The 23,494-nt window shown below is 57.6% G+C and carries 21 protein-coding genes and 2 tRNA genes; 12 read left to right on the top strand and 11 right to left on the bottom strand.

The annotated features are described in order from the left end of the window. Nucleotides 1-37: 37 nt before the first annotated feature. Nucleotides 38-1,186 (bottom strand): iron-containing alcohol dehydrogenase, encoded by a 1,149-nt coding sequence (locus ACOZ42_RS04610; RefSeq protein WP_003802565.1) that lies wholly within the window; start codon nt 1,184-1,186, stop codon nt 38-40. Nucleotides 1,187-1,320: 134 nt separating this feature from the next. Then, entirely contained in the window at nt 1,321-2,847 is a 1,527-nt protein-coding gene (gene exaC / locus ACOZ42_RS04605) for an acetaldehyde dehydrogenase ExaC (protein ID WP_003802567.1), read from the bottom strand. Nucleotides 2,848-3,089: 242 nt separating this feature from the next. Between exaC and ACOZ42_RS04600 the strand changes: the two genes are divergently transcribed. Next, nucleotides 3,090-4,973 (top strand): sigma-54-dependent Fis family transcriptional regulator, encoded by a 1,884-nt coding sequence (locus ACOZ42_RS04600; RefSeq protein WP_426345599.1) that lies wholly within the window; start codon nt 3,090-3,092, stop codon nt 4,971-4,973. On the opposite strand, the gene ACOZ42_RS04595 is transcribed toward ACOZ42_RS04600, so the two are convergent. The 8 genes from ACOZ42_RS04595 to ACOZ42_RS04560 form a co-directional block, all read right to left on the bottom strand. Further along, complete coding sequence (locus ACOZ42_RS04595; RefSeq protein WP_426345598.1) at nt 4,924-5,388, bottom strand: DUF1178 family protein; 465 nt, start codon at nt 5,386-5,388, stop codon at nt 4,924-4,926. The two genes, ACOZ42_RS04600 and ACOZ42_RS04595, sit on opposite strands and share 50 nt — an antisense overlap. Before the next feature lie 86 nt (nt 5,389-5,474). Continuing rightward, on the bottom strand, nt 5,475-7,160 hold the full coding sequence (locus ACOZ42_RS04590; protein WP_426345597.1) for an ABC transporter ATP-binding protein: 1,686 nt from the start codon (nt 7,158-7,160) through the stop codon (nt 5,475-5,477). Continuing rightward, nucleotides 7,157-8,611: an ABC transporter permease gene (locus ACOZ42_RS04585; protein ID WP_003802579.1), complete on the bottom strand. Its 1,455-nt coding sequence runs from the start codon at nt 8,609-8,611 to the stop codon at nt 7,157-7,159. The genes ACOZ42_RS04590 and ACOZ42_RS04585 overlap by 4 nt, the downstream gene beginning before the upstream one ends. Nucleotides 8,612-8,618: 7 nt before the next feature. Then, nucleotides 8,619-9,596, bottom strand: coding sequence for an ABC transporter permease (locus ACOZ42_RS04580; protein WP_003802581.1), 978 nt, complete (start codon nt 9,594-9,596; stop codon nt 8,619-8,621). Then, nucleotides 9,596-11,782 (bottom strand): ABC transporter substrate-binding protein, encoded by a 2,187-nt coding sequence (locus ACOZ42_RS04575; RefSeq protein WP_426345596.1) that lies wholly within the window; start codon nt 11,780-11,782, stop codon nt 9,596-9,598. Before ACOZ42_RS04575 ends, ACOZ42_RS04580 begins: the two co-directional genes overlap by 1 nt. Further along, nucleotides 11,776-12,411 (bottom strand): thermonuclease family protein, encoded by a 636-nt coding sequence (locus ACOZ42_RS04570; RefSeq protein ID WP_003802584.1) that lies wholly within the window; start codon nt 12,409-12,411, stop codon nt 11,776-11,778. The genes ACOZ42_RS04575 and ACOZ42_RS04570 overlap by 7 nt, the downstream gene beginning before the upstream one ends. 48 nt (nt 12,412-12,459) lie before the next feature. Next, nucleotides 12,460-14,052 carry an acyl-CoA dehydrogenase family protein gene (locus tag ACOZ42_RS04565; protein WP_426345595.1) on the bottom strand — a complete coding sequence of 531 codons (1,593 nt, stop codon included), beginning with the start codon at nt 14,050-14,052 and terminating at the stop codon, nt 12,460-12,462. 40 nt (nt 14,053-14,092) lie between these two features. Further along, entirely contained in the window at nt 14,093-15,097 is a 1,005-nt protein-coding gene (locus tag ACOZ42_RS04560; protein WP_059318763.1) for a magnesium and cobalt transport protein CorA, read from the bottom strand. A gap of 92 nt (nt 15,098-15,189) precedes the next feature. Between ACOZ42_RS04560 and ACOZ42_RS04555 the strand changes: the two genes are divergently transcribed. The 7 genes from ACOZ42_RS04555 to ACOZ42_RS04525 all read left to right on the top strand — a co-directional run bounded on the left by ACOZ42_RS04555 (nt 15,190) and on the right by ACOZ42_RS04525 (nt 19,862). Beyond that, entirely contained in the window at nt 15,190-15,570 is a 381-nt protein-coding gene (locus ACOZ42_RS04555; protein ID WP_059318762.1) for a DUF423 domain-containing protein, read from the top strand. 57 nt (nt 15,571-15,627) lie between these two features. Further along, nucleotides 15,628-16,665 (top strand): adenosine deaminase, encoded by a 1,038-nt coding sequence (locus ACOZ42_RS04550; RefSeq protein WP_426345594.1) that lies wholly within the window; start codon nt 15,628-15,630, stop codon nt 16,663-16,665. Beyond that, a complete protein-coding gene (locus tag ACOZ42_RS04545; protein ID WP_003802594.1) occupies nt 16,658-17,275 on the top strand; it encodes a DNA-3-methyladenine glycosylase in 618 nt (205 codons plus the stop codon). The genes ACOZ42_RS04550 and ACOZ42_RS04545 overlap by 8 nt, the downstream gene beginning before the upstream one ends. Nucleotides 17,276-17,335: 60 nt before the next feature. Next, nucleotides 17,336-17,650, top strand: coding sequence for an I78 family peptidase inhibitor (locus tag ACOZ42_RS04540; RefSeq protein WP_003802596.1), 315 nt, complete (start codon nt 17,336-17,338; stop codon nt 17,648-17,650). 5 nt (nt 17,651-17,655) lie between these two features. Next, complete coding sequence (locus tag ACOZ42_RS04535) at nt 17,656-18,063, top strand: PaaI family thioesterase (RefSeq protein ID WP_003802598.1); 408 nt, start codon at nt 17,656-17,658, stop codon at nt 18,061-18,063. Between the two features lie 171 nt (nt 18,064-18,234). Further along, nucleotides 18,235-18,834: an NAD(P)H:quinone oxidoreductase gene (gene wrbA, locus ACOZ42_RS04530; protein ID WP_003802600.1), complete on the top strand. Its 600-nt coding sequence runs from the start codon at nt 18,235-18,237 to the stop codon at nt 18,832-18,834. Between the two features lie 14 nt (nt 18,835-18,848). Next, a complete protein-coding gene (locus ACOZ42_RS04525; protein WP_003802602.1) occupies nt 18,849-19,862 on the top strand; it encodes a glutathione S-transferase family protein in 1,014 nt (337 codons plus the stop codon). Here the strand turns inward: ACOZ42_RS04525 and ACOZ42_RS04520 are convergent. Then, a complete protein-coding gene (locus ACOZ42_RS04520) occupies nt 19,856-21,025 on the bottom strand; it encodes an alpha-hydroxy acid oxidase (protein WP_426345593.1) in 1,170 nt (389 codons plus the stop codon). The genes ACOZ42_RS04525 and ACOZ42_RS04520 overlap by 7 nt on opposite strands. Nucleotides 21,026-21,508: 483 nt before the next feature. On the opposite strand from ACOZ42_RS04520, the gene ACOZ42_RS04515 reads away from it, so the two are divergent. The 4 genes from ACOZ42_RS04515 (at nt 21,509) to ACOZ42_RS04500 (ending at nt 23,439) form a co-directional block, all read left to right on the top strand. Next, nucleotides 21,509-21,585, top strand: a tRNA-Arg gene (locus ACOZ42_RS04515). 458 nt (nt 21,586-22,043) lie between these two features. Next, a tRNA-Arg gene (locus ACOZ42_RS04510) sits at nt 22,044-22,120 on the top strand. Between the two features lie 517 nt (nt 22,121-22,637). Continuing rightward, nucleotides 22,638-23,021 carry a hypothetical protein gene (locus tag ACOZ42_RS04505; RefSeq protein ID WP_003802606.1) on the top strand — a complete coding sequence of 128 codons (384 nt, stop codon included), beginning with the start codon at nt 22,638-22,640 and terminating at the stop codon, nt 23,019-23,021. 85 nt (nt 23,022-23,106) lie between these two features. Beyond that, nucleotides 23,107-23,439: a hypothetical protein gene (locus ACOZ42_RS04500; RefSeq protein ID WP_003802608.1), complete on the top strand. Its 333-nt coding sequence runs from the start codon at nt 23,107-23,109 to the stop codon at nt 23,437-23,439. Nucleotides 23,440-23,494 lie beyond the last annotated feature (55 nt).

Genomic DNA, 23,494 nt, shown 5'->3' with positions numbered 1-23,494 from the left:
AGAAGCAGCACTCTGGCCACTCCTGCACGACCCGCTCTTATCGCTTCCCAAACGCCTCCTCAAAAATTCCCATAATGGTCTTCTTGTCCGTCTGAATCGGGTTAGTCGCACCACACACATCCTTGAGCGCGTTATCTGCCAGAACCGGGAAATCTTCCCGCTTCACACCCAGCTCTTCCAACGACTTCGGAATCCCCACCATATCCGCCAGTTTTTTAATCGCGGCGATGACATCCAGCCCTTTCAGATCTGCATTGTTATCCGACAGCAGCTTGCCGATTTCATTGAGGCGCTCTCCGGCCACCTGCATATTGAAAGCCTGCACATGCGGCAACAACAGGGCATTACAGACACCATGCGGCAGGTCGTAGAAACCGCCTAGCTGGTGCGCCATGGCATGCACATAGCCCAGTGAGGCGTTATTGAATGCCATCCCTGCCAGGAACTGCGCGTACGCCATTTGTTCGCGGGCTTTCTTGTTATGGGGTTCACGCACGGCAACAGGTAGATACTTGGCAACCAGCTCGACCACCTTCACCGCGCAGGCGTCCGTAATCGGGGTGGCGATGGTGGAGACATAGGCTTCGACGGCGTGGGTCAAGGCATCCATGCCGGTGGCAGCGGTCAGCGATGCCGGCATGCCCTCCATCAGGTCTGAGTCGTTCACTGACAGGAAGGGAGTGATGTGGCGGTCGATGATCGCCATTTTTACGTGACGGGTTTCGTCGGTGATGATGGTAAAGCGTGTCATTTCCGACGCCGTGCCGGCGGTCGTATTGATAGCCAGCAGTGGTAGTTGCGGCTTGGCAGATTTATCGACGCCTTCGTAGTCGGCAATCTTGCCGCCATTGCTGGCGACCAGCGCCACACCTTTAGCACAGTCGTGCGAAGAACCGCCCCCCAGGGAGACGATCAGGTCAGCGCCCTGCACCTTCAAGGCCTCCAGGCCCGCATTGACATTAGCGACCGTAGGATTGGGCTGTACCTGATCAAAGATCGCAGTATGGATACCTTGTGCAATCAGCTTGTCCGCCACCATCTTGGCCATGCCTAGCTTGGCCAGATCGGCGTCAGTGATAATCAGCGCCTTTTTAAAGCCCATCTTCCCGACAATCGGCATGGCTTGATCCAGGGCACCAGGACCCAGAATATTGTGCGAGGGGATAAAGAATTCCGAAACGGTCATTGTGCGTATTCCTTATGGATGAACGAAGAAATCCCTTGCCGCTTTCAGTGCAGACACATCAAAAGCGCGCAAGAAGGGCATCCCCCCATATTGCATGGGGGGAGGTTTGGACACACTACGAATAGATCAATAAATCAGAAGAAACCCAGGGCGTTCGGGCTGTAGCTGACCAGCAGGCACTTGGTTTGCTGGTAGTTGTTGAGGGCCATCTTGTGCGTTTCTCGACCAATGCCGGATTGTTTGTAGCCACCAAAAGCCGCATGGGCCGGATACAGGTGATAGCAGTTGGTCCACACGCGACCCGCCTCAATGCCACGGCCTACACGATAGGCACGTGAGCCGTCGCGGCTCCAGACGCCCGCTCCCAGACCAAACTCGGTGTCATTGGCAATGGCGATGGCTTCTTCCTCGTCCTTGAAGGTGGTCACAGCGGCCACCGGTCCGAAGATTTCTTCCTGGAAGGTACGCATGTTGTTTTTGCCCAGCAGCATGGTGGGGCTGATATAAAAACCGTCGTCCAGGCCCTGACCCAAACGATTGCGTTCCCCGCCGATCAGGCGTTGCGCGCCCTCTTCGCGGCCCAGATCAATGTAACCGAGGATGCGCTCCATTTGCTTCTCCGACACCTGGGCGCCGACCATCGTTCCAGCATGCAACGGATTGCCTGCCTGAATGCGTTTGACGCGTTCTACAGCGCGCTCAATGAATCGCTCATAAATGGATTCCTGAATCAGAATACGCGATGGGCAGGTGCAAATCTCGCCCTGGTTCAAGGCAAACATGCTCAGGCCTTCCAGAGCCTTATCCAGGAAAGCATCATCGCTTTGCATCACATCTTCAAAGAAGATGTTGGGGCTCTTGCCGCCAAGCTCGACCGTAGCGGGAATCAGGCGATCGGCAGCAGCGTGCAGGATTTCTCGGCCAACGGGTGTGGAGCCGGTGAAGGCGATTTTGGCGATGCGCTTGGAGTTGGCCAAGGCATGGCCTGCTTCTTTACCGTAGCCGGTGACCACGTTGAGCACGCCGGCAGGCAGAAGGTCACCGATGATTTCCATCAGCAACAAGATGGAAGCAGGTGTTTGCTCGGCAGGCTTGAGCACGATGGGACAACCAGCCGCCAAGGCGGGCGCCAACTTCCAGGCCGCCATCAGCAAGGGGAAGTTCCAGGGGATGATCTGCCCGACCACACCGATTGGCTCGTGGAAGTGATAGGCGACCGTGGTGCTGTCCACGTCAGAGATGCTGCCTTCCTGGGCACGCAGGCAACCGGCAAAGTAACGGAAGTGATCGACGGCCAGGGGCAAGTCAGCAGCGCGGGTTTCACGAATGGGTTTGCCATTGTCGATGGTTTCTGCCACCGCCAGACGCTCCAGGTTTTGCTCGATACGGTCGGCAATGCGCAGCAGAACGGCAGAGCGCTCGGCAGGCGCCGTGTTCGCCCACTGATGGCGCACCTTGTGAGCGGCATCCAGCGCCAGTTCGATGTCCGCCGCACCGGAACGGGCCACCTGGCAAAAGACCTGCCCGGTCACGGGCGAGACATTATCGAAATATTCGCCCTCGACAGGCGGTACCCAACGGCCACCGATGTAGTTGTCATAGCGGGATTTGAACGGGAATTCCAGATCCAGGCCCATGGATTTGAGATCGGACAGATTCATGATGTCTCCTTTATTAGTTAGTGTGGTGTCACCGAAGGCGCACCGTAGAAAAAGGCAAGGTTCTCCTTTGTCTTGTTTTTATTAAAGCAAATAGCGTGCCAAGCTAATTAGCGATTGTCCCGACTCGCTCCTGGGCCTGCCCCCCTCCATAATGGAACGACCTCCAGTCGCAGGCTGCGACACCGACTGTCGCAAAACGCGAACACTGTCGCAGACTGCAACACCCCCCTCGGAGCACCTTCATGACTTTTCGACACACGTTTTGCCCGCAGACCAACGAAACCATGTGGCGACAGTCCTGGGAGCGCTGTCAGACCATGCAGTCCGAGTTAAGCGCAGAACCGCGGGACATGAGCCAAGGCGCACTGCGACAGTTGCTGGAACAGCAGCATCACCTGTTGCATCACTCTGCCGCCGCCGTACAGGATCTGGCCGCACTGGTACGCCCACATCGCAGTCTGGTCTTGCTGTGTGATGCGCAAGGCACCGTGCTGCAGCAAGCCGGTGACCCGAACTTCCTGCGACAGGCCGAACAGGTTGCCTTGCGGGCTGGGGTCAGCTGGGCAGAAAATCATCGGGGCACCAATGCCATTGGCACCGCTTTGTTTTGCGCACAACCCATCAAGATTCACGGCAGCCAGCACTATCTGCCTGACAACCGGATTTTGAGTTGCCATGCTGCGCCGATCTACGATCCTTACGGGCAGATTATCGGCGTGCTCGATATTTCCGGGCCGGCGGAGCTGGAGCATCACTATGCGCTGGATCTGGCCCAGCTCTACGCCCGCCAGATCAACCGGCAGATGCTGGAGTCACTTTGCTCACCTGCCCGTCGTCTGCTACATCTGCATACCGACCCCGGACTGCTCAATAGCGCGTTTAGCGGACGGCTGGTTCTGGAGGACGACATTATTGTGGCCGCTGATGAGCTTGCCGCCCGTATGTTGCGTCAGCACTGGCAGGAACTGCCGGGGCAGGATCTGCAGTCCGTGCTGGAACGAGCGAAAAACACCAGCGAGGCGCTCACCCTGCATCTGAGCTCTACCACCAAACCCGCCCCGCCAGCCCGCCCCGTCCCGACTCAGGCTGAAACAGCGGAAACCCAGCCCCTGTCCCCGCAACAGGAGCAGGCGTTGGCGCCTGCCTTGCGAGCCATGCAAATGGGTTTGTCCATCCTGCTGAGCGGCCCCAGCGGTTCCGGTAAAGAGCGGATGGCCCGTGAGCTGCACCGTCGCCATCCCTCACGCGGCGGCCCTTTTGTGGCGATCAACTGTGCTGCCCTGCCCGAAACCCTGATTGAGGCCGAACTATTTGGCTATGAGGCCGGGGCGTTTACCGGTGCCCGCCGTCAAGGCTACGCCGGTAAACTGCGTCAGGCGCATGGCGGGGTGCTGTTTCTGGATGAAATTGGCGATATGCCTGTGGGTTTGCAAAGTCGTTTGCTACGTGTGTTGCAAGAACGTGAAGTGCAAGCCTTGGGATCGGAGCGTACTCACCGTTTGGACTTCCAGTTGATCAGTGCCAGTCACCAACCCCTGGAAAAACTGGTGCGCGAAGGACGTTTTCGCGCGGACCTGTATTTCCGGCTGCAGGATTACATTTGCACCGTCCCCAGCCTGAAAGAGCGTCCCGACCTGGGCGACTACATTTCCAGGGAGCTGGTCGCCCTGTCACACGGTCAAGTGGCACCGCAACTGCACCCCGATGCCTTGAAAAAGCTGCAGGACTACGATTGGCCGGGCAATTATCGCCAGTTGCGATCGGTGCTGCTGCAAATCATGGTGCAAGACTATCCGGGGCGTGTCTGGCGGATACAAGACCTGCCTGCTTTGCCGTGCCTGAATGCGGAATCGCCCGCCCCCCAGGAACCGGCATTTGCCGCAACAGCAGACCGCAGCAGAAGCAGAGCCACTGCCCAGTCTGCGGCTCCCCCACCAAAAACACTACGAGAGCAGGAGTACGCCGCCGTTCAGCAGGCCTTAAAACAGCATCAGGGAAATATATCGAAGGCGGCACGCGCCTTGGGTCTGCATCGCAGCACCCTGCACCGCCGTTTGAAAACAATGTCATCCTTCTTTACTGCAGACGATCATCGCCCAGAAAGTCCGGAATCGGCATGGCAATAATGCCATCGTCAGCCAAGTCCTGGTATTCCTGCACCGTGGCCTGACCGCGTATGGCACGCGGCTCGATATCGCCCTCATGCATGCGGCGCGCCTCCCGCGCAAACTGGGTGCCCACATTGTCCGACTTGCGGATTACCGAGCGCAATTCCTGCAAGATCTGGCCCTGAATCGCCCGCATTTGCTCTTCAGTGGGCATGGCCGACGGCAAGGGTGCGGGAACCGGCGCACTGGCGCTTTCCTGGGCCCCGACATTGATACGAGGAGCCGACAGCTTACGTTTGACCTCGTGGCTGTCACAGACGGGACAGCACAGCAGGCCACGACCGAGCTGCTCATCGTAACTTTCGCGTGAGCTAAACCAACCCTCGAACACATGGCCGTGTTCGCACTCAAGATCAAAAACCTTCAAACTCATGATGTGTGTATCAATGGGCGGACAGACCGCCATATTGTGACATAGAAGTGCAGACTGATTGATACCGATCCCGCACAGAATATCGCTTAACGGGGAACAGCGGCCAATAAGCGCTGAGTCAACGCTTGCTGGGGATGGAACAACACCTGCTGCGCGCTGCCCTGTTCCACAATATGTCCTTTGGCCATGATGGCGATGCGGTCGGCCAAATACTCCACGACCCCGAAATTATGGGTGATGAACAAGTACGCCAGGCCCAGCTCCAGCTGCAACTCTCGCATCAAGTCCAGAATCTGCGCCTGCACAGACACATCCAGGGCCGAGGTCGGTTCATCGCAAATCAGAACTGCGGGCTCCACCGCCAAGGCCCGCGCAATCGCGATGCGCTGGCGTTGGCCGCCGGAAAACTCATGCGCGTAACGCTCCAGGGCATTCTTGGGCAGACCTACCTGATCCACTAACGTTCCAATGCGTTGACGACGCGCCTTGGCGTCCAGGTCGGGACGCAAAGCAGTCAGGCCCTCCAAAAGAATATCGCCCACCATCATGCGTGGGTCCAGAGAGCCATAGGGGTCCTGAAAGATAATCTGCAAGCGCGAGCGCAACTGTCGCAACGCCTTGCCTTTCACTCGCAGGACGTCTTGCTCCTGCAGATAGACTTGACCACTGATCTGGGCCTGCCGATCCAGCAAACGCATCAAGGTACGCGCCACAGTGCTCTTGCCGCAGCCCGATTCGCCCACCAGAGCCAGCGTCTCACCCTTGTGCAGTTGCAGGCTCAGGCCCTTGACCACAGGAATGGAAGGCGAGCGTCGCCACCAGGAACCGGCTTGTTTGTACGACACGGACAGGTCCTGAATGTCCAGGACCCGCTCTTTGTCACCTTTATGGGTAGCGACGGCTTCAATCGGCGCCGCCGCATGAGACAAGGGCCGACCACGCTTTTCAAATGTGGGGATGGCGCCCAGCAACTCTCGGGCGTAAGGGTGAGTCGGGCGCAGAAAGAACTGGCTGGCCAGGCCTGACTCCACAATTTGCCCATGCCGCATCAAGGCCACATAATCGGCATACTGTTTCACCAGCAGCAAGTCGTGGGTGATCAGCAAGATGGCCAGTCCCATCTCTTTCTGTATATCCGCCAGCAGCTGCAAAATCTGCGCCTGAACCGTCACATCCAATGCAGTGGTCGGCTCATCGGCCACCAGCAAATCGGGTTCTGCCGCCAGGGCAATCGCAATCATGATGCGCTGTTTTTGCCCGCCGGAGAACTGGAACGGAAAGTCGTCGTAACGCTGGGCAGCAGCGGGGATGCCGACTCGCTCCAGCCACTTGATGGCACTTGCCCGCTCCTGCCCGGCGGGCACCACTGCATGACGTCGGATGACTTCGCTGATCTGACGGCCAATGGACATGACCGGATTCAAACTGGTGGATGGCTCTTGAAAGATCACGCTGACGCGCTTGCCACGTACATCCTGCATGCGTTGCTCGGGCAAAAGCGGCAGCTCCAGTCCGTCCAGCGCAATTTGCCCGGACTGCATCCAGGCCGCTTCTGGCAAAAGACGCAGAATCGCCATGGCAGTCATGCTCTTGCCGCAGCCCGACTCGCCCACCAAGGCAAAGGTTTCGCCCCGCTGAACGGCCAACGACAAATTGCGCACCACACTTTGCACACCGGCATCGGACTGCACGCGCAGCTCCAGATCTTCAATCCTGAGTACGGCAGGAGCGTCAGAAGGCTTCCCGGTCGCGAGGTTTTCATTCTGACTCATGCCTTGGCTCCCCCTGCTGGGCGCACCCGCAACGTCTTGAAACGACGGGTCCGAGGGTCAAAAGCCGTTTGCACCGCATCGGCAAAAATATTCGCGGACAGAACCAGCCCCAGCATCATCACAAAGGCCCCAGCCAGACCCCACCAGATAATCGGATCGCGGGACAACTCGCTACGGGCAGCATCAATCATGCGGCCAAAGGACGGCATGCTGGGGTCCACGCCAATACCCAGATAGGACAGCACGGCCTCATACAGCACCAGACCGGAGAACTCCAGAATCAAGGTAATGAGCACAATATGCATGACGTTGGGCAAGAGGTGGCGGAACATGATGCGAAAGTGACCGACACCGAACGCCTGGGCCGCCTGAACATAATCCAGCTCACGCAGTTTCAACACCTCGGCACGCAGCAAGCGGCAAAGACCGGCCCAGCCTGTCAGCCCCAGAATCAGACAGAGCATGAACAAACGCAAATCCGCGCGGGCCGCCACGGTGTCAAAGCTCTCGGGATGGGTGTCGATATAGACCTGCATCATCAGCACGCAGGCGGCAATCAACAGCACCCCCGGTATGGACGTCAAGGTGGTGTAAATATATTGAATGACATCGTCCACCCAGCCCCGGAAGTAACCGGCCGCCAAGCCCAGAATAATGGCCGGCGGCAACATGGCAAAGGTGGTCAGGGTACCAATCACCAATGCAGTGCGCACACTTTTCAGGGCTTGCCAGATAATGTCATTGCCCGTGCGGTCCGTGCCCAGCACATAATAGTTTGTGCTCAGACTCCAGACCAGACAAAGCACGATGACCAGCAGACAGGCACTGAACCAGATCAACCGCCAGTTAACCAGACCCTGACCCTGCCACCAGTAACGCCAGGCAGCGCCCCAACCCGTCGCCATGGACTGCCTGCGCCCCCATACGGTCAACAAAACGGCCAGCAGCACACAGCCCAGCGCCCCCCACGCCAAACCTGTTGCCCCCAGCTGCAGCATATCGCGCCGGTGCTCGGCGGGCGTGTCCACCCCCACTCCAGCATTGACCAGCCGCGGAAAATCCCGCACGGGTTTGCCGTCAATCAGCATGCTCTCCTTGGTCAGCTGGAAGCGAGCCAAAGGAGCGGAATAGGTTTTCTCCACCTTTGCCAAACCGGCTTTGTTAAGGATATCGTCCAGCGCCGAGCGCGCGACAGGCGCGTAGCTAGGTGCACTGACTTCCTGTCCGGGGGCGGCAGGCAACAGTGGCCGATAGTGAATCGAGTCCAGCAAACCCACCAGCAGGAAAAAAACGAGGAAAACCGCGGCACACATGGCCGAGGGCGTACGGGCCACACTGGCCCAGGCCGACCGCAAAGCCGGGCGTTTGAACACTCGCCAGGTATAGACTGCCATCGCCAGGAACAGCGCCAGCACAAAGGTATCGGTCCAGAGAAAGACGAACTGTGGCATGGCGGGCTCAACTGAAACGAATACGGGGGTCAACCAGGGTGTAGGAGATATCAGCCAGAATCAAACCGGCGATATACAGCATCGATCCTAAAAACACCATGGCACGCACAATGGAGAAGTCCTGGGCATTGATGGCATCAATGGTGAAGCTGCCCAGACCCGGAATACCAAAAAAAGACTCGGAAATCAGACTGCCCATGAACAGCAAGGGCAAGGCAGAGACCGTGCCCGTCAGGATAGGCAACAGTGCGTTGGGCAAAACGTGACGAAACAGAACCGTCGAGTCAGTCAAACCTTTGGAACGTGCCGTACGCACATAATCGCGGCTGGCCTCTTCCAAAAACAGACTGCGGTAAAAGCGCGACTCCGCCCCGACGCGCGACAAAATGCCCACCAGCACCGGCAAGACCAGAAAGCGCCAGTTATCCAAGCCATCCACCCAGCCGGAAAATGGCACCCAGCGCAATACGCGTGCGAACAGCCACTGCCCGGCAATAATGTAGAACAGGCCCGAAATGGACATCAACACCACGCATAGCACGACGGCAGAAAAGTCCAGCCGGGACCCACGAAAAAACACCATCAGCAAGGCGATGCTGATGCACACCCACAGACCCAGAAAGAAGGTGGGTAGGGCCAGCGCCAGACTGGGCCCCATGCGCTGCTTGATCTGATAGGCAATATCCTGCCCCTGATCGGACAGACCAAAATCCAGACGCAGCAAGGGAACAGATCGCTCATAAAAGATGGTGTCGGTAAAAGCCTGGGCCCCCTGGGCCTGCGCGTTATAGAACAGGGGCTTGTCATAGCCGCGCTCAGCTTTCCAGTTATCAATGGCCGTCTGGCTGACACGCTGCCCGCCGATGGATAAACGCGCCATGTCGTCGGGCGTGTTGACGGCAAAAAACAGCACAAAGGTCAGCAGGTTGACCCCGATCAGAATCAGTACGCCATACAGAATGCGCCGCACGATGTAGGAAAACATCAATCTTTCTCCTGACGCAAAGCCACATGGCGGCGTCGCGCCCGCGCCTGCGAACGCACCGCCCATACGAGCACCACCAGCAGCACACCCAGCGGGATGGCGGGCCACCATACAGGCGGATTCCACCAATCGATACGCTCAACACGCTGTTGTGGGTCGATACGGTAATACTGCAGACTGTCGCGCACCATCAAGGACGGCTTGGCATTGCGCACCCAGCTTTGATAGGCGCCACCCGCATTGGGGACGTAGCCAAACATCCAGGGGGCGTCGTGCTGCACCAGACGAATCATCTCCTGCACCACGGCGTCCTTTTCCGGGCCATCATTCAAAAAACGCATCTGTTCATACAGGCGGTCGAACTCGGCACTTTGATAATTGGCGGCATTCTCGCCCCCAAAATCCTTCTTGGCCTGAGGTCCGTACAGCAAGGTAAAGAAATTCTCCGCATCCGGGTAATCTGCAACCCAGCCCCAGAGGAACATCTGGGCGGCGCCGCGCTTCATCTTGTCCTGAAAGCGGTTGTAATCCGTGGCGCGTACCTCCAGCTGCAAGCCCACCTGAGCCAGCTGGCGGCGCATCCAATCCACCGTGGCGTCCGAGCCCATGCCCGCCATGGAGTCGTAATACAGAATCAAGGGCTTGCCCGTGCGGCTGTCGCGTCCGTCAGGATAACCGGCCTGCCGCAACAGCTCGCGCGCCTCATCCAGACTGCGTCGCTTCACCACGCCGTCATCCTTGGTGTAGACATAGGGGTTGGCGCCTTGCGGCAAAGGCTGATAGCCCGGAACCCCAGGCGGCAAGGGGCCATGTCCAGCCTGCCCTTGGTCATTCATGAAGATCGATACGTACTGCTCCCAGTCGAACACAATGCTGATGGCCAGACGCAGCTTGCGGTTTCTCTCGAACTGCTCCGGCGTATCGCCCTGCCCGACCACCGGGTCGTGCCAGTTAAAACCCATGTAAAACAATTGTGCTTCGGGGGCCGTTCGCAGTTGCAGGCCGCGCTCCTGATACAAATTGGCTTTCTCGACCGAGTCCTGAGCGGCAACCGTCATGGCTACCCCGTACTCACCCCGCTCCACTTGCGGAATGTCGTAATAGCCCTGCAGAAACTTGCCCATCAGGGGCACACCCTCTTTCTCCAGAGAAAACACCACCTTGTCCAGAAAAGGCATGGACTTGCCGCAATCGTCCAGCAGCCCGGCCGCCTGATCGCCCGGCTCACCGACACAAGGGTAGGGTTCGCCCCGGTAATTCGGGTTGCGGCTCAGAACATGACGACGATTGGTCAAGGACTCGGTCAACATGAAGGGCCCCGTACCCACGGGCCAACTGTCCAGCGTCAGATTGTGCTGCGCCATGCCTGGCTGGCTATAGAAACGCTCGGCCTCCCAGGCCATCGGAGCCGTAAATGTCATGGCCAACCAGTATTTGAACTGCGGATACTTGCCATTGACCTCGATGCGCAACGTGTGTTTGTCCAGCGCCCGTACTCCTGACAGCGTATAAGGTCGCAAATCCAGCCATTGCGGGCGCGGCTCCTGTTTGTCGACACGGGCCAGCTCCCCGCTAAACTCCTTAAAGCCCCGGATATGCTCGGCCATCACGCCCAAAACGGGCGAGGCCAGCCGCGGGCTGGCCAAACGCTTGAAGGCATAGACGTAATCGTGAGCAGTCAGCTCGCGCGAACCCGTATGGTCAAAGTCAGCAATACTGTACGCCCCGCTCAGGTCCGGAGCCCGCATGGGGTAGTAGCGATAGTCACCCTGCTCATCCAGCGCAAACGCCGGATGAGGCTGAAAAGCAATGCCTTTCTTAATGGGAATGTCGTAACGGCTGATAGCCACCTGCTCCCCCGGCGCATCTGCAGGCAGCTGATTACCCTGTGCGTCCAGGTAGACCGGTTCCACCAACGCTTGCGCCACTTTAGGTATCAGGCGGTAGGGACGGTCCAGATAGTGATAGCCGTACAGGGGCTCGTAAATGGAATAGGTAAACGGCGTCTCGTCCCCGGAATAGGACAAAGCAGGGTCCAGATGATTAGGCGAGCGGGTCGTAAACGCACTGTACAGCGTGTTCTGGGCTGCACTGCCTTCGTGATAAGGACTATTGACCGGCTTGGAGCAGGCCGCCAAGGCGACGCATATCACGGCCAGCCCAATCTGACGCAGAGGACTTAGCATTGCCCTTGCTGCCAACAGTCATAGCGCCATTTCCATGGCGGAACAGGATTGGGCTCAGACCAGATGCCGACACGGGCCTGCTGGGCTTCACGCTCCAACTCTGCGATACGTGGATCACGCAAAAAACGGCCGCCTTTTTCACGATTGGCCATGGCCATTCCCGCCCGTACCAGTTTTTGGTTAGCCGTTTCCCCCCCTGCCAGCGGTACATCACAAACGGCACGACCGTGACGGTCCCGTTCATGGCATGACAAGGTCAGATGTTGACCGGAGACCAGATCCGACAGAAAACGCCGCGAGGCCTCGGCAAAAGGCTGGCCAGGACGACGGCTGTCCTTGGTCGTCTCGGGCGCATCAATACTGGCCAGACGCACTCGCTCCTGCTTTCTGTTGCCAGACAGAATCGTCAGTGTATCTCCATCGGCCACGCGCACCACTCGTCCAGTCAGCTCAAACCCTTGCGCCTGAACCGGCCCGGTCCATGCCGTCATCAAGGCGGTCAGGCCTGCGCAAACAGCGGCTCGCCGCGTCAAAGAAGAAAAGCCGGACAGCGGAAACACGATCATGATACGGACAACACTCCAGGCGGATTGCAGAAACCAAGCCAACAAATTATAGATACTGCGCACCGCCTGTCCAGAGCATTGTCCCTAGGCGGCCCGCCTGCATCGGGCTCCCTACCGACGAGGCCAGGCACGCTGCAAATACCAGGAGGCCTGCTCGACGCCCTCCAGGCCGAACACGGTTGCAGGGTCCTGTTGTACTCGATGAGCCACAAACAGATCCGCCACAGCATCGGGGGCCACCTGCCGCATCAGGCAGGCCTGATACAAAACAGCCAACTTCTGCACCCAGACACGGCCCCCAGCCTGAGAAACCGTATTCAATAAATCCTGGGCCGCCTGCCTCAGTTCCGCATCATCCCCCGTACGGACATGCAAATCGGCCTGCAAGGCCTCCCCTACGCCCTCCTGAATCAAGGCGCGCTGCACGTCCAGGCACATCACATTACCAGAGCCTTCCCAAATCGAATTGACAGGGGCTTCCCGTAGCAGGCGCGGCATCGGTCCTTCCTCGATATAGCCGTTGCCCCCCCAGGTTTCCATGGCTTCGGCACACAGAGCGATGGCCCGACGGCACACCCAGAACTTGGCCGCTGGAGCCAGGACACGCAGTACCGCCTGCGACACTGGGTCATCGATCCGCTCCTGCAAGTCCACCAGAAACAAGGCCAGATGAGTGGCAGCTTCGCTTTCCAGACTCATATCCAGCAAAACGGCCTGCATCAGGGGCTGATCGATTAATGCTTTGCCAAAAGAGCGTCGATGCTGACAATAATGCAAAGACTGCACCAAGGCCTGCCGCATCAGGGCGGCGCTGCCCAACACGCAATCAATACGGGTACGGGCCGCCATTGCCGCCAGCAAGGCAATGCCTCGACCTGCCTGACCCACCCGCCAGGCCAGCGCGCCGTCAAGATCAATCTCCGCACTGGCGTTGGAACGATTGCCCAGCTTGTCCTTGAGCCGGCGTATATAGCGCCGGTTCAGCCCATATTCGGTATAGCGCGGCATCAGGAAGCAGGAAAACTGCTCGTGCTCACGAGCCAGCACCAGATGTCCGTCCGCCTGTGGCACGGAAAAAAACCATTTGTGCCCGTACAGACGAAATGCCTGGGAGTCGGGGTGCGCCTCGGTGATGCAGGTGCGCAGATCAGAGCCGCCCTGCATTTCCGTCATCCCCATGCCCACAAGCACACTGCTTTTTTGCATGAACCATTGCGCCGAGGGATCATAATGATTAAGGCGCAACCTGGCGGCCCAGTCCTGAAACGGTTCAGTCTGCAACAAAGGGGCGGCCGCCCGCGTCATGGTCAAAGGACACAAGGTACCCGCCTCGATCTGACCCTGCATGTAAAAGCCCATCGCACGCTGCAGATGCTGTCCGGCCCGAGCCTCAGACGGCCAGATGTGCAGTCCCTGCTCCATACCCAGTTGCATCAGATGATGCCAGGCAGGATGAAAGTCCACCTGGTCCACGCGCTGGCCCTGGGCGGACCAGCCACGCCATTGCGGTGGCTGACGGTTGGCCAGGGCACCCTGCTCGCGCCAATGGGCGCAACCGAGCGTGCGCCCATATTCCGCCAGCGCCTGCCGGGCGTCCTCAGACGCCAGCATCGCTTGCCAATACTGTAGGGCCGGATCTTCGCCAAACAGATCATCATCCATCAAATCCGGCACTTGATTCTGTAACTGCTGCTCCAGACCCATCACGCCTCCTTGATACCGGCCTCTCGCTCCCCGATTCAGACTAGAGCCATTTGGCCTTCTTGAATTTCCAGTACAAGAATCCGCAGACACTGCCCATCAAACCCAAGGCATAGGGATAACCCAGTGTCCACTCCAGTTCCGGCATGAGCTTGAAGTTCATGCCGTAAATCCCCGCAACTGCAGTCGGTACAGCCAGAATGGCCGCCCAGGCCGCCAGCTTTCGGGTGGTGTCGGTTTGCTGCATCTGTCCGATCATCAAACCGCCTTCAAAGGCAAAAGCCAGCGCTTGTCGCTGGCTATTGATGAACTCGGCCGTACGGGCAATACGGTCCGACACCTCGCCAAAATAAGCCCGGCTTTCCGCATCGACATACTCAAGTTCAATGCGTGACAAGCGGCGCGTCAGTTCGGCCAGGGGCGACACCGCCGTATGGACTCGCAGCAGATCACGCCGCAAACGATAAATCCGCCGCACATCATTTTCCTTGAAGCCGCGAATCAGAAATTGCTGCTCGATCGCCTCGACCGCCTTCTCAGTCTGCTCCAGGGAAGTCTGGTACTGATCCACAATCAGATCCAGCAGTTCTGAGGCGACAAAATCACTGCCCCGTGCCAGCAAGGCAGGGGTACTCTCCAGGCGGGCACGCAACTGCAGATAACTGCTGTTGGAACCTCGCCGCACCGTCAGCAACAAGCCGTGGGCGATCAGAATCTGCGTCGTGCCCAGCAAGGGACGCAAATCTTTCAGACCCAAGGTGACCGCCACCACAATCAGACAATTGCTAAACTCCAGCAGCTTGGGACGGCGATGGGGAGCGATCAGTTCCTCGACCGCATTGTCCGGCAGGCCCAGTTGAACCCCCAGTTCGCGCAAAATCGCCTCGCTGGGATCTTTCAAGCCAATCCAGATAAAGCCATCCTTCAGGGGATCGTGGGCAGGCAGATGATGAATATCCAAAGCCATGGCAGGCTGGCCAGACTGATAGCGATACGCGGCCACCACCATATCCTGTACATCAGGCGTGACCGGAGCTATTTCTTGCATGCTGCCTCCTTGCAGACAAAGCCAATTTTTTTGTTCGATAATAGCACTGGCCTGCCTGCGCGCCGCGACGGTGGCCACTAGCAAGGATCAATATGAAATCACGAACCATTCTATGCCTGGGGGCCTTGATAATGGCGGTAGGCGTCGGTCTGGGCGCCTTTGGTGCCCACGCCCTGCGCGCCATGGTGGACGCCTCCGCCCTGGCGACCTGGCAAACGGCTGTCCTGTATCAATTGCTGCATGGACTGGGCCTGTTGCTGATCGCCGCCTTGGGTAACCGGCTTCATCCCGCCTGGCAATCTCGCAGCGCCGTCCTGATGCTGGTCGGCGTCCTGATCTTCAGTGGAAGCCTGTACATTCTGGTGCTGAGCGGTGTGAAGTGGCTGGGGGCCATTACCCCGATAGGCGGGGTTGCGATGATTCTGGCCTGGCTTTGTCTGGCTTTTGCCGCCGTGCGCGGCCAGGGTGCCTGACCCGGGACACTGGCCTTCGTATAATGGGGCGCATAGTCTGCCTAACAGGAGCGCCCCGTGTCCGATCCCGCTTTGTCCTTACGCGAGTTTACCCGCCAACTTCCCAAGGCCGAACTGCACCTTCATATTGAAGGCACCCTGGAACCAGACTTGATCTTCAAGCTGGCCCAGCGCAACCAGATCACCTTGCCCTACCCCGACCAGGCCAGCCTGCAGGCTGCCTATCAGTTCACTGATCTGCAGTCCTTTCTGGATCTGTACTATGCCGGGGCCGGTGTCCTGATTCACGAACAGGACTTCTTTGACATGAGCTGGGCCTACTTTTTACGCGCCCAGGCCGATGGCATTGTCCACACCGAAATCATGTTTGACCCGCAGACACATACGGCCCGCGGCGTTGCCATGGAAACCGTATTCGCAGGCATTGCGCGGGCGGCACGCCAAGCCAGATCCGAACTGGGTATCAGCAGCTATCTGATCCTGAACTTTCTGCGTCACCTCAGCGAGGCGGACGCCTTTGAGACCTTGAAAGCGGCCCTGCCCTTGCGCGAACAGTATGCAGATCTGTGGGTCGCCATTGGTCTGGACTCCTCAGAGAAAGGCAACCCACCCGCCAAATTCGAGAAAGTCTATGCTCATGGCCGTGAACTGGGCTTTCGTCTAGTTGCTCATGCCGGCGAGGAAGGCCCGGCCAGCTATGTGCGCGATGCGCTGCAGCTTCTGAACGTGGAACGCATCGACCATGGTGTGCGCAGCCAGGATGATCCGGCCTTGATGCAGTACCTGATCGATCACGCCATTCCCTTGACGGTCTGCCCTCTGTCCAACATCAAGCTCAAGGTGTTTGATAGTCTTGACCAACACAACCTGAAGCATTTGCTTGATCGCGGCTTGAATGTATGCGTGAACTCGGACGACCCGGCCTATTTCGGGGGCTACCTGCTGGATAACTATATGCAGACTGCCCAAGCCCTGGGCTTACAGGAAGCGGACTTGCGCACGCTGGCGGCCAATAGTCTGCGCGCCTCCTTTTTGCCCAAGGAAAAGCAGCAGTTCTGGTTGAACAAGCTGGAGTCTATTCCCGGCCATGGCTAAGCCTTCCCTGTATCTGCCGCGGGCGTTTTTCGCCCGCGACCCACGCTACGTCGCCCTGGAGTTGTTAGGCAAAACACTGGTGCTGAATGACGAACGCGGCCAACGCTGCGCCACCATTGTGGAAACCGAGGCCTATCTCGGCCCCCAGGACCAGGCCGCCCACAGCCGGCGAGGTATCACCGATCGCACCCGACTGATGTTCGGCCCGGCCGGCTATGCCTACATTTATCTGATCTACGGCCTGCATCACTGCATGAATATCGTCAGTGGCGTGGAAGGAGACGGCACGGCGGTGCTGCTGCGAGCCGCCCAATGGGCCTCTCCCCTGGAAGGGCCTTCCCTGTCCGGGCCGGGACGGCTGTGCAAAGGGCTGGATATCGACAAGGCCTATAACGGTGCCGATGCCTGCTCCCCCACCTTGCATCTGCTGGACGCTCCCGCTCTGGCGCCCGAGCAGATCCACATCGGCCCGCGCATCGGCGTGGACTATGCAGGCGACTGGGCCACGGCCCCGCTGCGCTACGCCATCGCACAGCACCCGCAGGTCTCGGTCAAACCGGGTAAAACCGCTGCAAAACGCAGCACAAAGGGCCTTAAACGCCCCGTCTAGAACAGGTATTATTAGTCCTTCAAGCTCTGAATGCTTCCCAGCTGCTTTAAAGGATTTCTCATGCGACTCTCCGTACTTCTTAGCGTCCTTCCCGCCGTTTTTCTGGTCGCCTGCACGGCCACGGGCAATAGCGCCCAAAGCGGTTCAAGTTCGTCGTTGCGCAACACCTCGGGGGGGCTGTGCGATGCCGACTCCCTGAGCCCGGCCGGACAAACAGCCAGCCAAAGCCAGATTGAACGTCTTGTCAAACAGGCCGGTGCCTCGCAAGCCCGCATTCTGGCTCCGGATCGTATGTACACCACCGACTACGACCCTACTCGCCTGAACATCCGGGTCGATGAGCAAAACCGCATTCTGTCGGTCTACTGCGGCTAAGCCCCATGACTCACGAGCAAAGCCAACACCTGCTGAACACGCTGTTCGCGCCCTGGGTGCAAGCCTTGAAGCTGCGCGTGGAAAAGGTGCAGGAGGACGGCGTGGTGCTGCGCCTGCCCTTTTCAGAACAATTGACCCATGTCGCGGGGGTGGTGTGCGGTCAGGTTTATATGGCGGCAGCCGATACCGCGATGGTGCTGGCCATCAGCCAAAGCCTGGGCGAATTCCGTCCCATGACCACCGTTTCACTGAACACCAGTTTTGTGCGCCCGGTTGCCCAAGGCGATGTCCTGGTCCATGCCCAGGTTCTGAAACGAGGCAAGAGCATGGTCTTTGGCGACATCAAGCTGTTTGATGAACAGGACCGCCTGGCCGCCCACGCCACCACCACCTACGCCCTGTTGCCAGGTTGAGCGCGGCCGAGCAGACAACAAGACAGACTCTGACACAAAACAAATAGCCTGGCGGTTTGTCATAGCAGGGCAGGCCCGACTATCATCGTCATAGCATGCTCGCCCCCGGCCTTGTCCAGGGGCCGCTGCCCCGTCCGATTCCTTGTTGATCGCTTTTCTGGAGACATTCAAATGGCAAAAGTCCTGGTTCTCTATTACTCCGCCTACGGCCACATTGAGAAAATGGCCCAAGCGGTGGCTGAAGGTGCGCAAAGCGCTGGTGCGACGGTGGATATCAAACGTGTCCCCGAACTGGTCCCGGAAGCGGTGGCCCAGAAAGCGAATTTCAAGCTGGATCAGGCCGCTCCGGTTGCCTCGATTGCCGACCTGGAAAACTATGACGCCATTATTGTGGGCACCGGCACCCGATTTGGGCGTATCAGTTCACAAATGGCCAGTTTTCTGGACCAGGCCGGTGGCCTGTGGGCACGCGGCGCCCTCAATGGCAAGGTAGGTGGCGCCTTTACGTCCACTGCTACCCAGCACGGCGGGCAGGAGCTCACGCTGCTGTCCATTATTCACAACCTGATGCACTTTGGGATGATTGTGGTGGGCCTGCCCTACAGCTTTGCGGGTCAAACCCTGCTCGATGAGGTAACCGGTGGCAGCCCCTACGGAGCCTCCACCATTGCCGGTGGCGACGGATCGCGCCAACCAAGCCAGAACGAGCTGGACGGTGCCCGCTTCCAGGGCCGTCATATCGCTGAAATTGCCATGAAGCTGAAAGGCTAAAACGGAGGACAAGAATGGGCATGATGATTGAAGGGCAATGGCACAGCAAAGAGCCAGTCAGCCGTACTGAGTCCGATACATTTCAGCGTGCCCAGTCCACCTTCCGGGACTGGATTACGGCCGATGGCGGCCCCGGTCCCCAGGGGCAGGCGGCACAGCCCGCTCAGGCCAACCGCTATCACCTGTATGTGTCGCTGGCCTGCCCTTGGGCGCATCGCACCTTGATCATGCGCGAACTGAAAGGACTGCACAAACTGATTTCCGTCTCAGTTGTGAATCCTGTCATGGACGATCAAGGCTGGACGTTTGAGCCGGCTGAAGGTGTGATCGCCGATCCAGTCATGGATGCCCAGTTCCTGCACCAGCTCTACGCCAAGGCTGATCCGAACTTTACCGGCCGCATTACGGTTCCCGTGCTGTGGGACAAGCATCGGGCCACGATCATCAACAATGAGTCCTCCGATATCATGCGTATTTTCAATAACGCATTCGATACCTTGGGGGCACGCAGTCTGGATATGGCTCCGCTCGACTTGCGTACCCAAATCGAGCAGATCAATGGCCATGTCTACGACGCGGTAAACAACGGCGTGTACAAAGCCGGCTTTGCCCGCTCACAGTCTGCCTACAACACTGCCGTGCATGCGCTGTTCCAGAGTCTGGACGGCTTGGAAACCCGACTGGCCAAACAGCGCTATCTGACTGGTACACGGCTCACTGAGGCCGACTGGCGTCTGTTCACTACCTTGATCCGCTTCGATCCGGTCTATGTCGGCCACTTCAAATGTAATCTGCGCCGTTTGATCGACTATCCGAATCTGTGGAACTACATGCTGGAGCTGTACCAGATGCCCGGCATCGCCGATACCGTCAATCTGGATCACATCAAAACCCATTACTACAGCAGTCACCGCCATTTGAACCCGACAGGCATTGTGCCCGCTGGCCCACTCATGGATCTGAACGGGCCCCACGGACGCGGCCATTTACCTGCCCAGCCAGGCCCCTTGCATATTGGTCTTCAGTAACCGGGGCGATCAAAAATATCAGGATTGAGCAAAATAGATCGGTCAACCTGATTAATGTCGGTGCGCCCGCAAAAAGCCATGGACACATCCAGTTCATTGGCCATCAATTTGAGCAAGCGAGCCACGCCGGGCTGACCGGCCGCTCCCAAAGCGTAGAGAAAAGCACGGCCAATCATCGCTCCCTGGGCGCCCAGGGCCCGTGCCCGCAACACATCCTGACCACTGCGAACTCCTCCGTCGACCAGCACCTCGATCTTGTCACCCACCGCCTTGCTGATAGCCGGCAGGCAGGAAATGGAAGAAGGCGCACCATCGAGCTGACGACCGCCGTGATTGGACACGATCAGCGCATCGGCGCCGCTGTCGACTGCATGGCGAGCATCCTCCGCATCCATAATGCCTTTGACAATCAGTTTGCCGCCCCAGGCATTTTTGATCCACTCGATATCTTTCCAGCTCAAGCTCGGGTCAAACTGCTCAGCGGTCCAGGTCGCCAAAGAACGCAAATCCGAAACGCCCTTGGCATGGCCGACAATATTGCCAAAACTGCGGCGATGGGTGCGCAACATGTTGCGACACCAATATGGTTTGGTCGCCAGATTGAGCAGATTGGGCACCGTCAGGCGCGGAGGTGTCGTCAAACCGTTTTTGATATCTTTGTGACGCTGCCCCAGCACCTGCAAGTCCAGAGTCAGAACCAGCGCCGAGCAATGAGCTGCTTTGGCACGCGCAATCAGGTTTTCAATAAAACTGCGATCACGCATGACGTAGAGCTGAAACCAGAACGGACTACGGGTCGCCTGAGCCACATCCTCGAGCGAGCACACACTCATGGTGGACAGTGTGAAAGGAATACCAAAGTCCCGAGCAGCCAAAGCGGCCAGCATTTCGCCGTCGGCATGCTGCATACCCGTCAGGCCTGTGGGGGCAATAGCCACGGGCATGGCCACGTCCTGCCCCAACAGCGTCGTCCTTATACTGCGATGACCAATATCCACTGCCACACGCTGTCTGAATTTCAGCTTGTGAAAATCCTGCTCATTAGCCTGATACGTCCCTTGCGTCCAAGAGCCAGAGTCGGCGTAGTCATAAAACATCTTGGGCACGCGGCGTTTAGCCACCAGGCGGAAATCTTCAGTGCAGGTAATTTTCGACAGATCCATGACATTCAGCTCCAAAACAATGGCGTAATAATGCGACTTTGTTTCCCTGGGGGCAAGTCATCCCCGAGTGGCTGGCTCTTGTTCCGCGTAGACGGGGTCACCCCCCAGAGATGGCTTAGGGCCCTCAGTCGAGCACACCAGTCCTGATAGACGGCTCACTGTTTCTGCTAAAGCACGCTCCCCCAAGAGGCTGCTCAATGCCCCCTGACGCGCGAACTACTCGCGATACACGAACAAAACCTTTCTTAACGCAGCTCCCCCAGGGCTGACTGGCTCTTTGTTGAGCTGCGTTGCCTCTCCAGGCCGATCCGACGAGAAGCCACTGCGAGCCGTTTGGCCTCTCCAGCCATCTCATCGCCTTGAAACCAGCCCTTGCCAAGCACGTGCCCAACCGAAAAACGACTATTCATCGAAACTTTATCGAAAAAAATTCGATATTGTGGTGACAAGTAAAAATAGCCGTGCTATAGTTCTACTTCTTTAGCGGCTGTAGCTCAGTTGGATAGAGTACTTGGCTACGAACCAAGGGGTCGTGGGTTCGAATCCTGCCAGCCGCGCCATATTCAAGAGTGTTCTATATAGAACAGTCTTCAAGACTTCAGTCTTGGCAAGTAAAGCCACAATGAATTTTCATTGTGGCTTTTTTGTTTCTGTCATCAATGACACACTGCGCACGCTCCTTACTCTCAGGTCCTGACGCTTGCCTCGTATGCATTCTGCCGCTGCGAGCTGCTCGACTGAAAAGTGGACTCGCGCCCTGCCTGCCATTCTTCACACTCCAATGCCCTTTTCTGCCTGTCCGAAGCAAGTTCCCTTCATGACATCGGGACGTTTTGGACTCATCCGACTCCAGGAAAACTAGTACAAGCGGCCAACTCAGGCACCAATCGTAATGGACTCCCCCTCTTCCTCTGGCCCGCTGCTCAGTCAAGCCGAACCATTTTCGTATTTATTTTAAAAAAAGAGTATTACAGGCTTGCCATGCAGATAAATAGTCTGCTATAGTTTCATTTCTTTGGCGGCTGTAGCTCAGTTGGATAGAGTACTTGGCTACGAACCAAGGGGTCGTGAGTTCGAATCTTGCCAGCCGCGCCATATAAAGAAAAAAGCCACTTCTTCGGAAGTGGCTTTTTTCGTTTGTCTTTCCGCTTTTTTACCTCACCTGACGTCCCCGTTTTATCTGCTTTTTTCCTGTGGTTTGCATGTAGCGGACTTAGTCAATTGTTCCCACCCATCAGCCTTGTCAGGCAAAAAAGCACAACACCCATCCTCAAGTCCCTGCCCAAGCGGTTATAAACTGAACTTCACAAATGCCACAAATGGGATGTAACAATTGAAACTTTATTTTAATTTCAAAAAATTAGGGTAAAACCTCTCTATTATTGCCAACACGAATTAAAAGAGGGGACATACCATTCCAAGAGCTTATGCCACGGGCTGCGTACAACACGCAGTCACATACGACAGAGAAAATTGAGCCGTCCGGCTTGTACCTGCTGAAACCGATATCCCGGTGCAGCCTGTCGTTGGCACATCTTGGGCTATTCCCATCTTTGAATAGACCCGAAAAACAAACAAAGCAGATCTGTTCATTAATCTAAAGAGGAAACCCATGACTCGTCGCATGCTCGCTGCGCTTTTACTGTCCATTCCACTTGCTGCCTGCCAGACCCTACAGGGTGGTGGAACGGGAGGCGAAGACAAGTTCACTGCCGCCTACCTAAAAACACACCTGAAACCAGGCGTCACCACCTCTGAGCAAGTGCGCCAGCTCTACGGCAAACCCGATACCACTCAAGAAGGCCCAAACGGACCATCGATGTGGACCTACTCTCCCCGTAACACCGCAAACGCTGACTTGCTGTCCTCTGCGATGGGTGCCTTCGGACTGGGGGCCGCCAGCAGCCTTACGGGTGCAGCACCGGCGGATTCCTACACGCTGTTCATTCATTTTCAAAACAATAAGGTTTCCGACTACAGCTTATCGCAGATCTAAAAACCGCTTGGTTTAAGACTGGCTATACTCAAAAGCCTGGGCGGGTCAGCCCAGGCTTTTTTACAGCAAGGCAACGAGACTCATCATGACTTCACGCACTTTCCGTTTACTGCCCGCCGGCCTGCTTCTGGCCTGCGGCCTGGCCTTCGCGCAAAACACGCCTCCCTCGACCCAGCTTGCCCAAATGGGTGGTGCCATGCACGCCGCCGCAAAAGTCTGCGGCGACTACTCCGAGGCGCAATTGAAAGAAATGAAGGAAAAGCAACAGCAGTCCATGAAAGAGATGGGCCTGAACGAAGCCGACTTTGAAGCAGCGTTCAATGCAGGTCTGGAACGCGGCAGCAAGGACATGGCCACGATCAGCGAAGCGCAGCGCCAACAAATGTGCGAGCAATTGCGCTCCGGCCCCAAGTTTTAAATTCGCTCTTCCCAACAAGAAAGCGCTCTGGCCCGCAAGGAACCAGAGCGCTTTT

The organism is Alcaligenes sp. HNGD-HTN06 (genome assembly GCF_049932565.1).
Lineage (GTDB): Bacteria > Pseudomonadota > Gammaproteobacteria > Burkholderiales > Burkholderiaceae_B > Alcaligenes > Alcaligenes ammonioxydans.
This window is presented reverse-complemented; position numbering and strand designations above follow the sequence as displayed.

What these genes read in the sequence shown, in the direction of transcription:
- ACOZ42_RS04610 (WP_003802565.1), bottom strand. Translation starts at nt 1,186, where the DNA reads ATGACCGTTTCGGAATTCTTTATCCCCTCGCACAATATTCTGGGTCCT.
- exaC (WP_003802567.1), bottom strand. Translation starts at nt 2,847, where the DNA reads ATGAATCTGTCCGATCTCAAATCCATGGGCCTGGATCTGGAATTCCCG.
- ACOZ42_RS04600 (WP_426345599.1), top strand. Translation starts at nt 3,090, where the DNA reads ATGACTTTTCGACACACGTTTTGCCCGCAGACCAACGAAACCATGTGG.
- ACOZ42_RS04595 (WP_426345598.1), bottom strand. Translation starts at nt 5,388, where the DNA reads ATGAGTTTGAAGGTTTTTGATCTTGAGTGCGAACACGGCCATGTGTTC.
- ACOZ42_RS04590 (WP_426345597.1), bottom strand. Translation starts at nt 7,160, where the DNA reads ATGAGTCAGAATGAAAACCTCGCGACCGGGAAGCCTTCTGACGCTCCT.
- ACOZ42_RS04585 (WP_003802579.1), bottom strand. Translation starts at nt 8,611, where the DNA reads ATGCCACAGTTCGTCTTTCTCTGGACCGATACCTTTGTGCTGGCGCTG.
- ACOZ42_RS04580 (WP_003802581.1), bottom strand. Translation starts at nt 9,596, where the DNA reads ATGTTTTCCTACATCGTGCGGCGCATTCTGTATGGCGTACTGATTCTG.
- ACOZ42_RS04575 (WP_426345596.1), bottom strand. Translation starts at nt 11,782, where the DNA reads ATGCTAAGTCCTCTGCGTCAGATTGGGCTGGCCGTGATATGCGTCGCC.
- ACOZ42_RS04565 (WP_426345595.1), bottom strand. Translation starts at nt 14,052, where the DNA reads ATGGGTCTGGAGCAGCAGTTACAGAATCAAGTGCCGGATTTGATGGAT.
- ACOZ42_RS04560 (WP_059318763.1), bottom strand. Translation starts at nt 15,097, where the DNA reads ATGCAAGAAATAGCTCCGGTCACGCCTGATGTACAGGATATGGTGGTG.
- ACOZ42_RS04555 (WP_059318762.1), top strand. Translation starts at nt 15,190, where the DNA reads ATGAAATCACGAACCATTCTATGCCTGGGGGCCTTGATAATGGCGGTA.
- ACOZ42_RS04545 (WP_003802594.1), top strand. Translation starts at nt 16,658, where the DNA reads ATGGCTAAGCCTTCCCTGTATCTGCCGCGGGCGTTTTTCGCCCGCGAC.
- ACOZ42_RS04540 (WP_003802596.1), top strand. Translation starts at nt 17,336, where the DNA reads ATGCGACTCTCCGTACTTCTTAGCGTCCTTCCCGCCGTTTTTCTGGTC.
- ACOZ42_RS04535 (WP_003802598.1), top strand. Translation starts at nt 17,656, where the DNA reads ATGACTCACGAGCAAAGCCAACACCTGCTGAACACGCTGTTCGCGCCC.
- wrbA (WP_003802600.1), top strand. Translation starts at nt 18,235, where the DNA reads ATGGCAAAAGTCCTGGTTCTCTATTACTCCGCCTACGGCCACATTGAG.
- ACOZ42_RS04525 (WP_003802602.1), top strand. Translation starts at nt 18,849, where the DNA reads ATGGGCATGATGATTGAAGGGCAATGGCACAGCAAAGAGCCAGTCAGC.
- ACOZ42_RS04520 (WP_426345593.1), bottom strand. Translation starts at nt 21,025, where the DNA reads ATGGATCTGTCGAAAATTACCTGCACTGAAGATTTCCGCCTGGTGGCT.
- ACOZ42_RS04505 (WP_003802606.1), top strand. Translation starts at nt 22,638, where the DNA reads ATGACTCGTCGCATGCTCGCTGCGCTTTTACTGTCCATTCCACTTGCT.
- ACOZ42_RS04500 (WP_003802608.1), top strand. Translation starts at nt 23,107, where the DNA reads ATGACTTCACGCACTTTCCGTTTACTGCCCGCCGGCCTGCTTCTGGCC.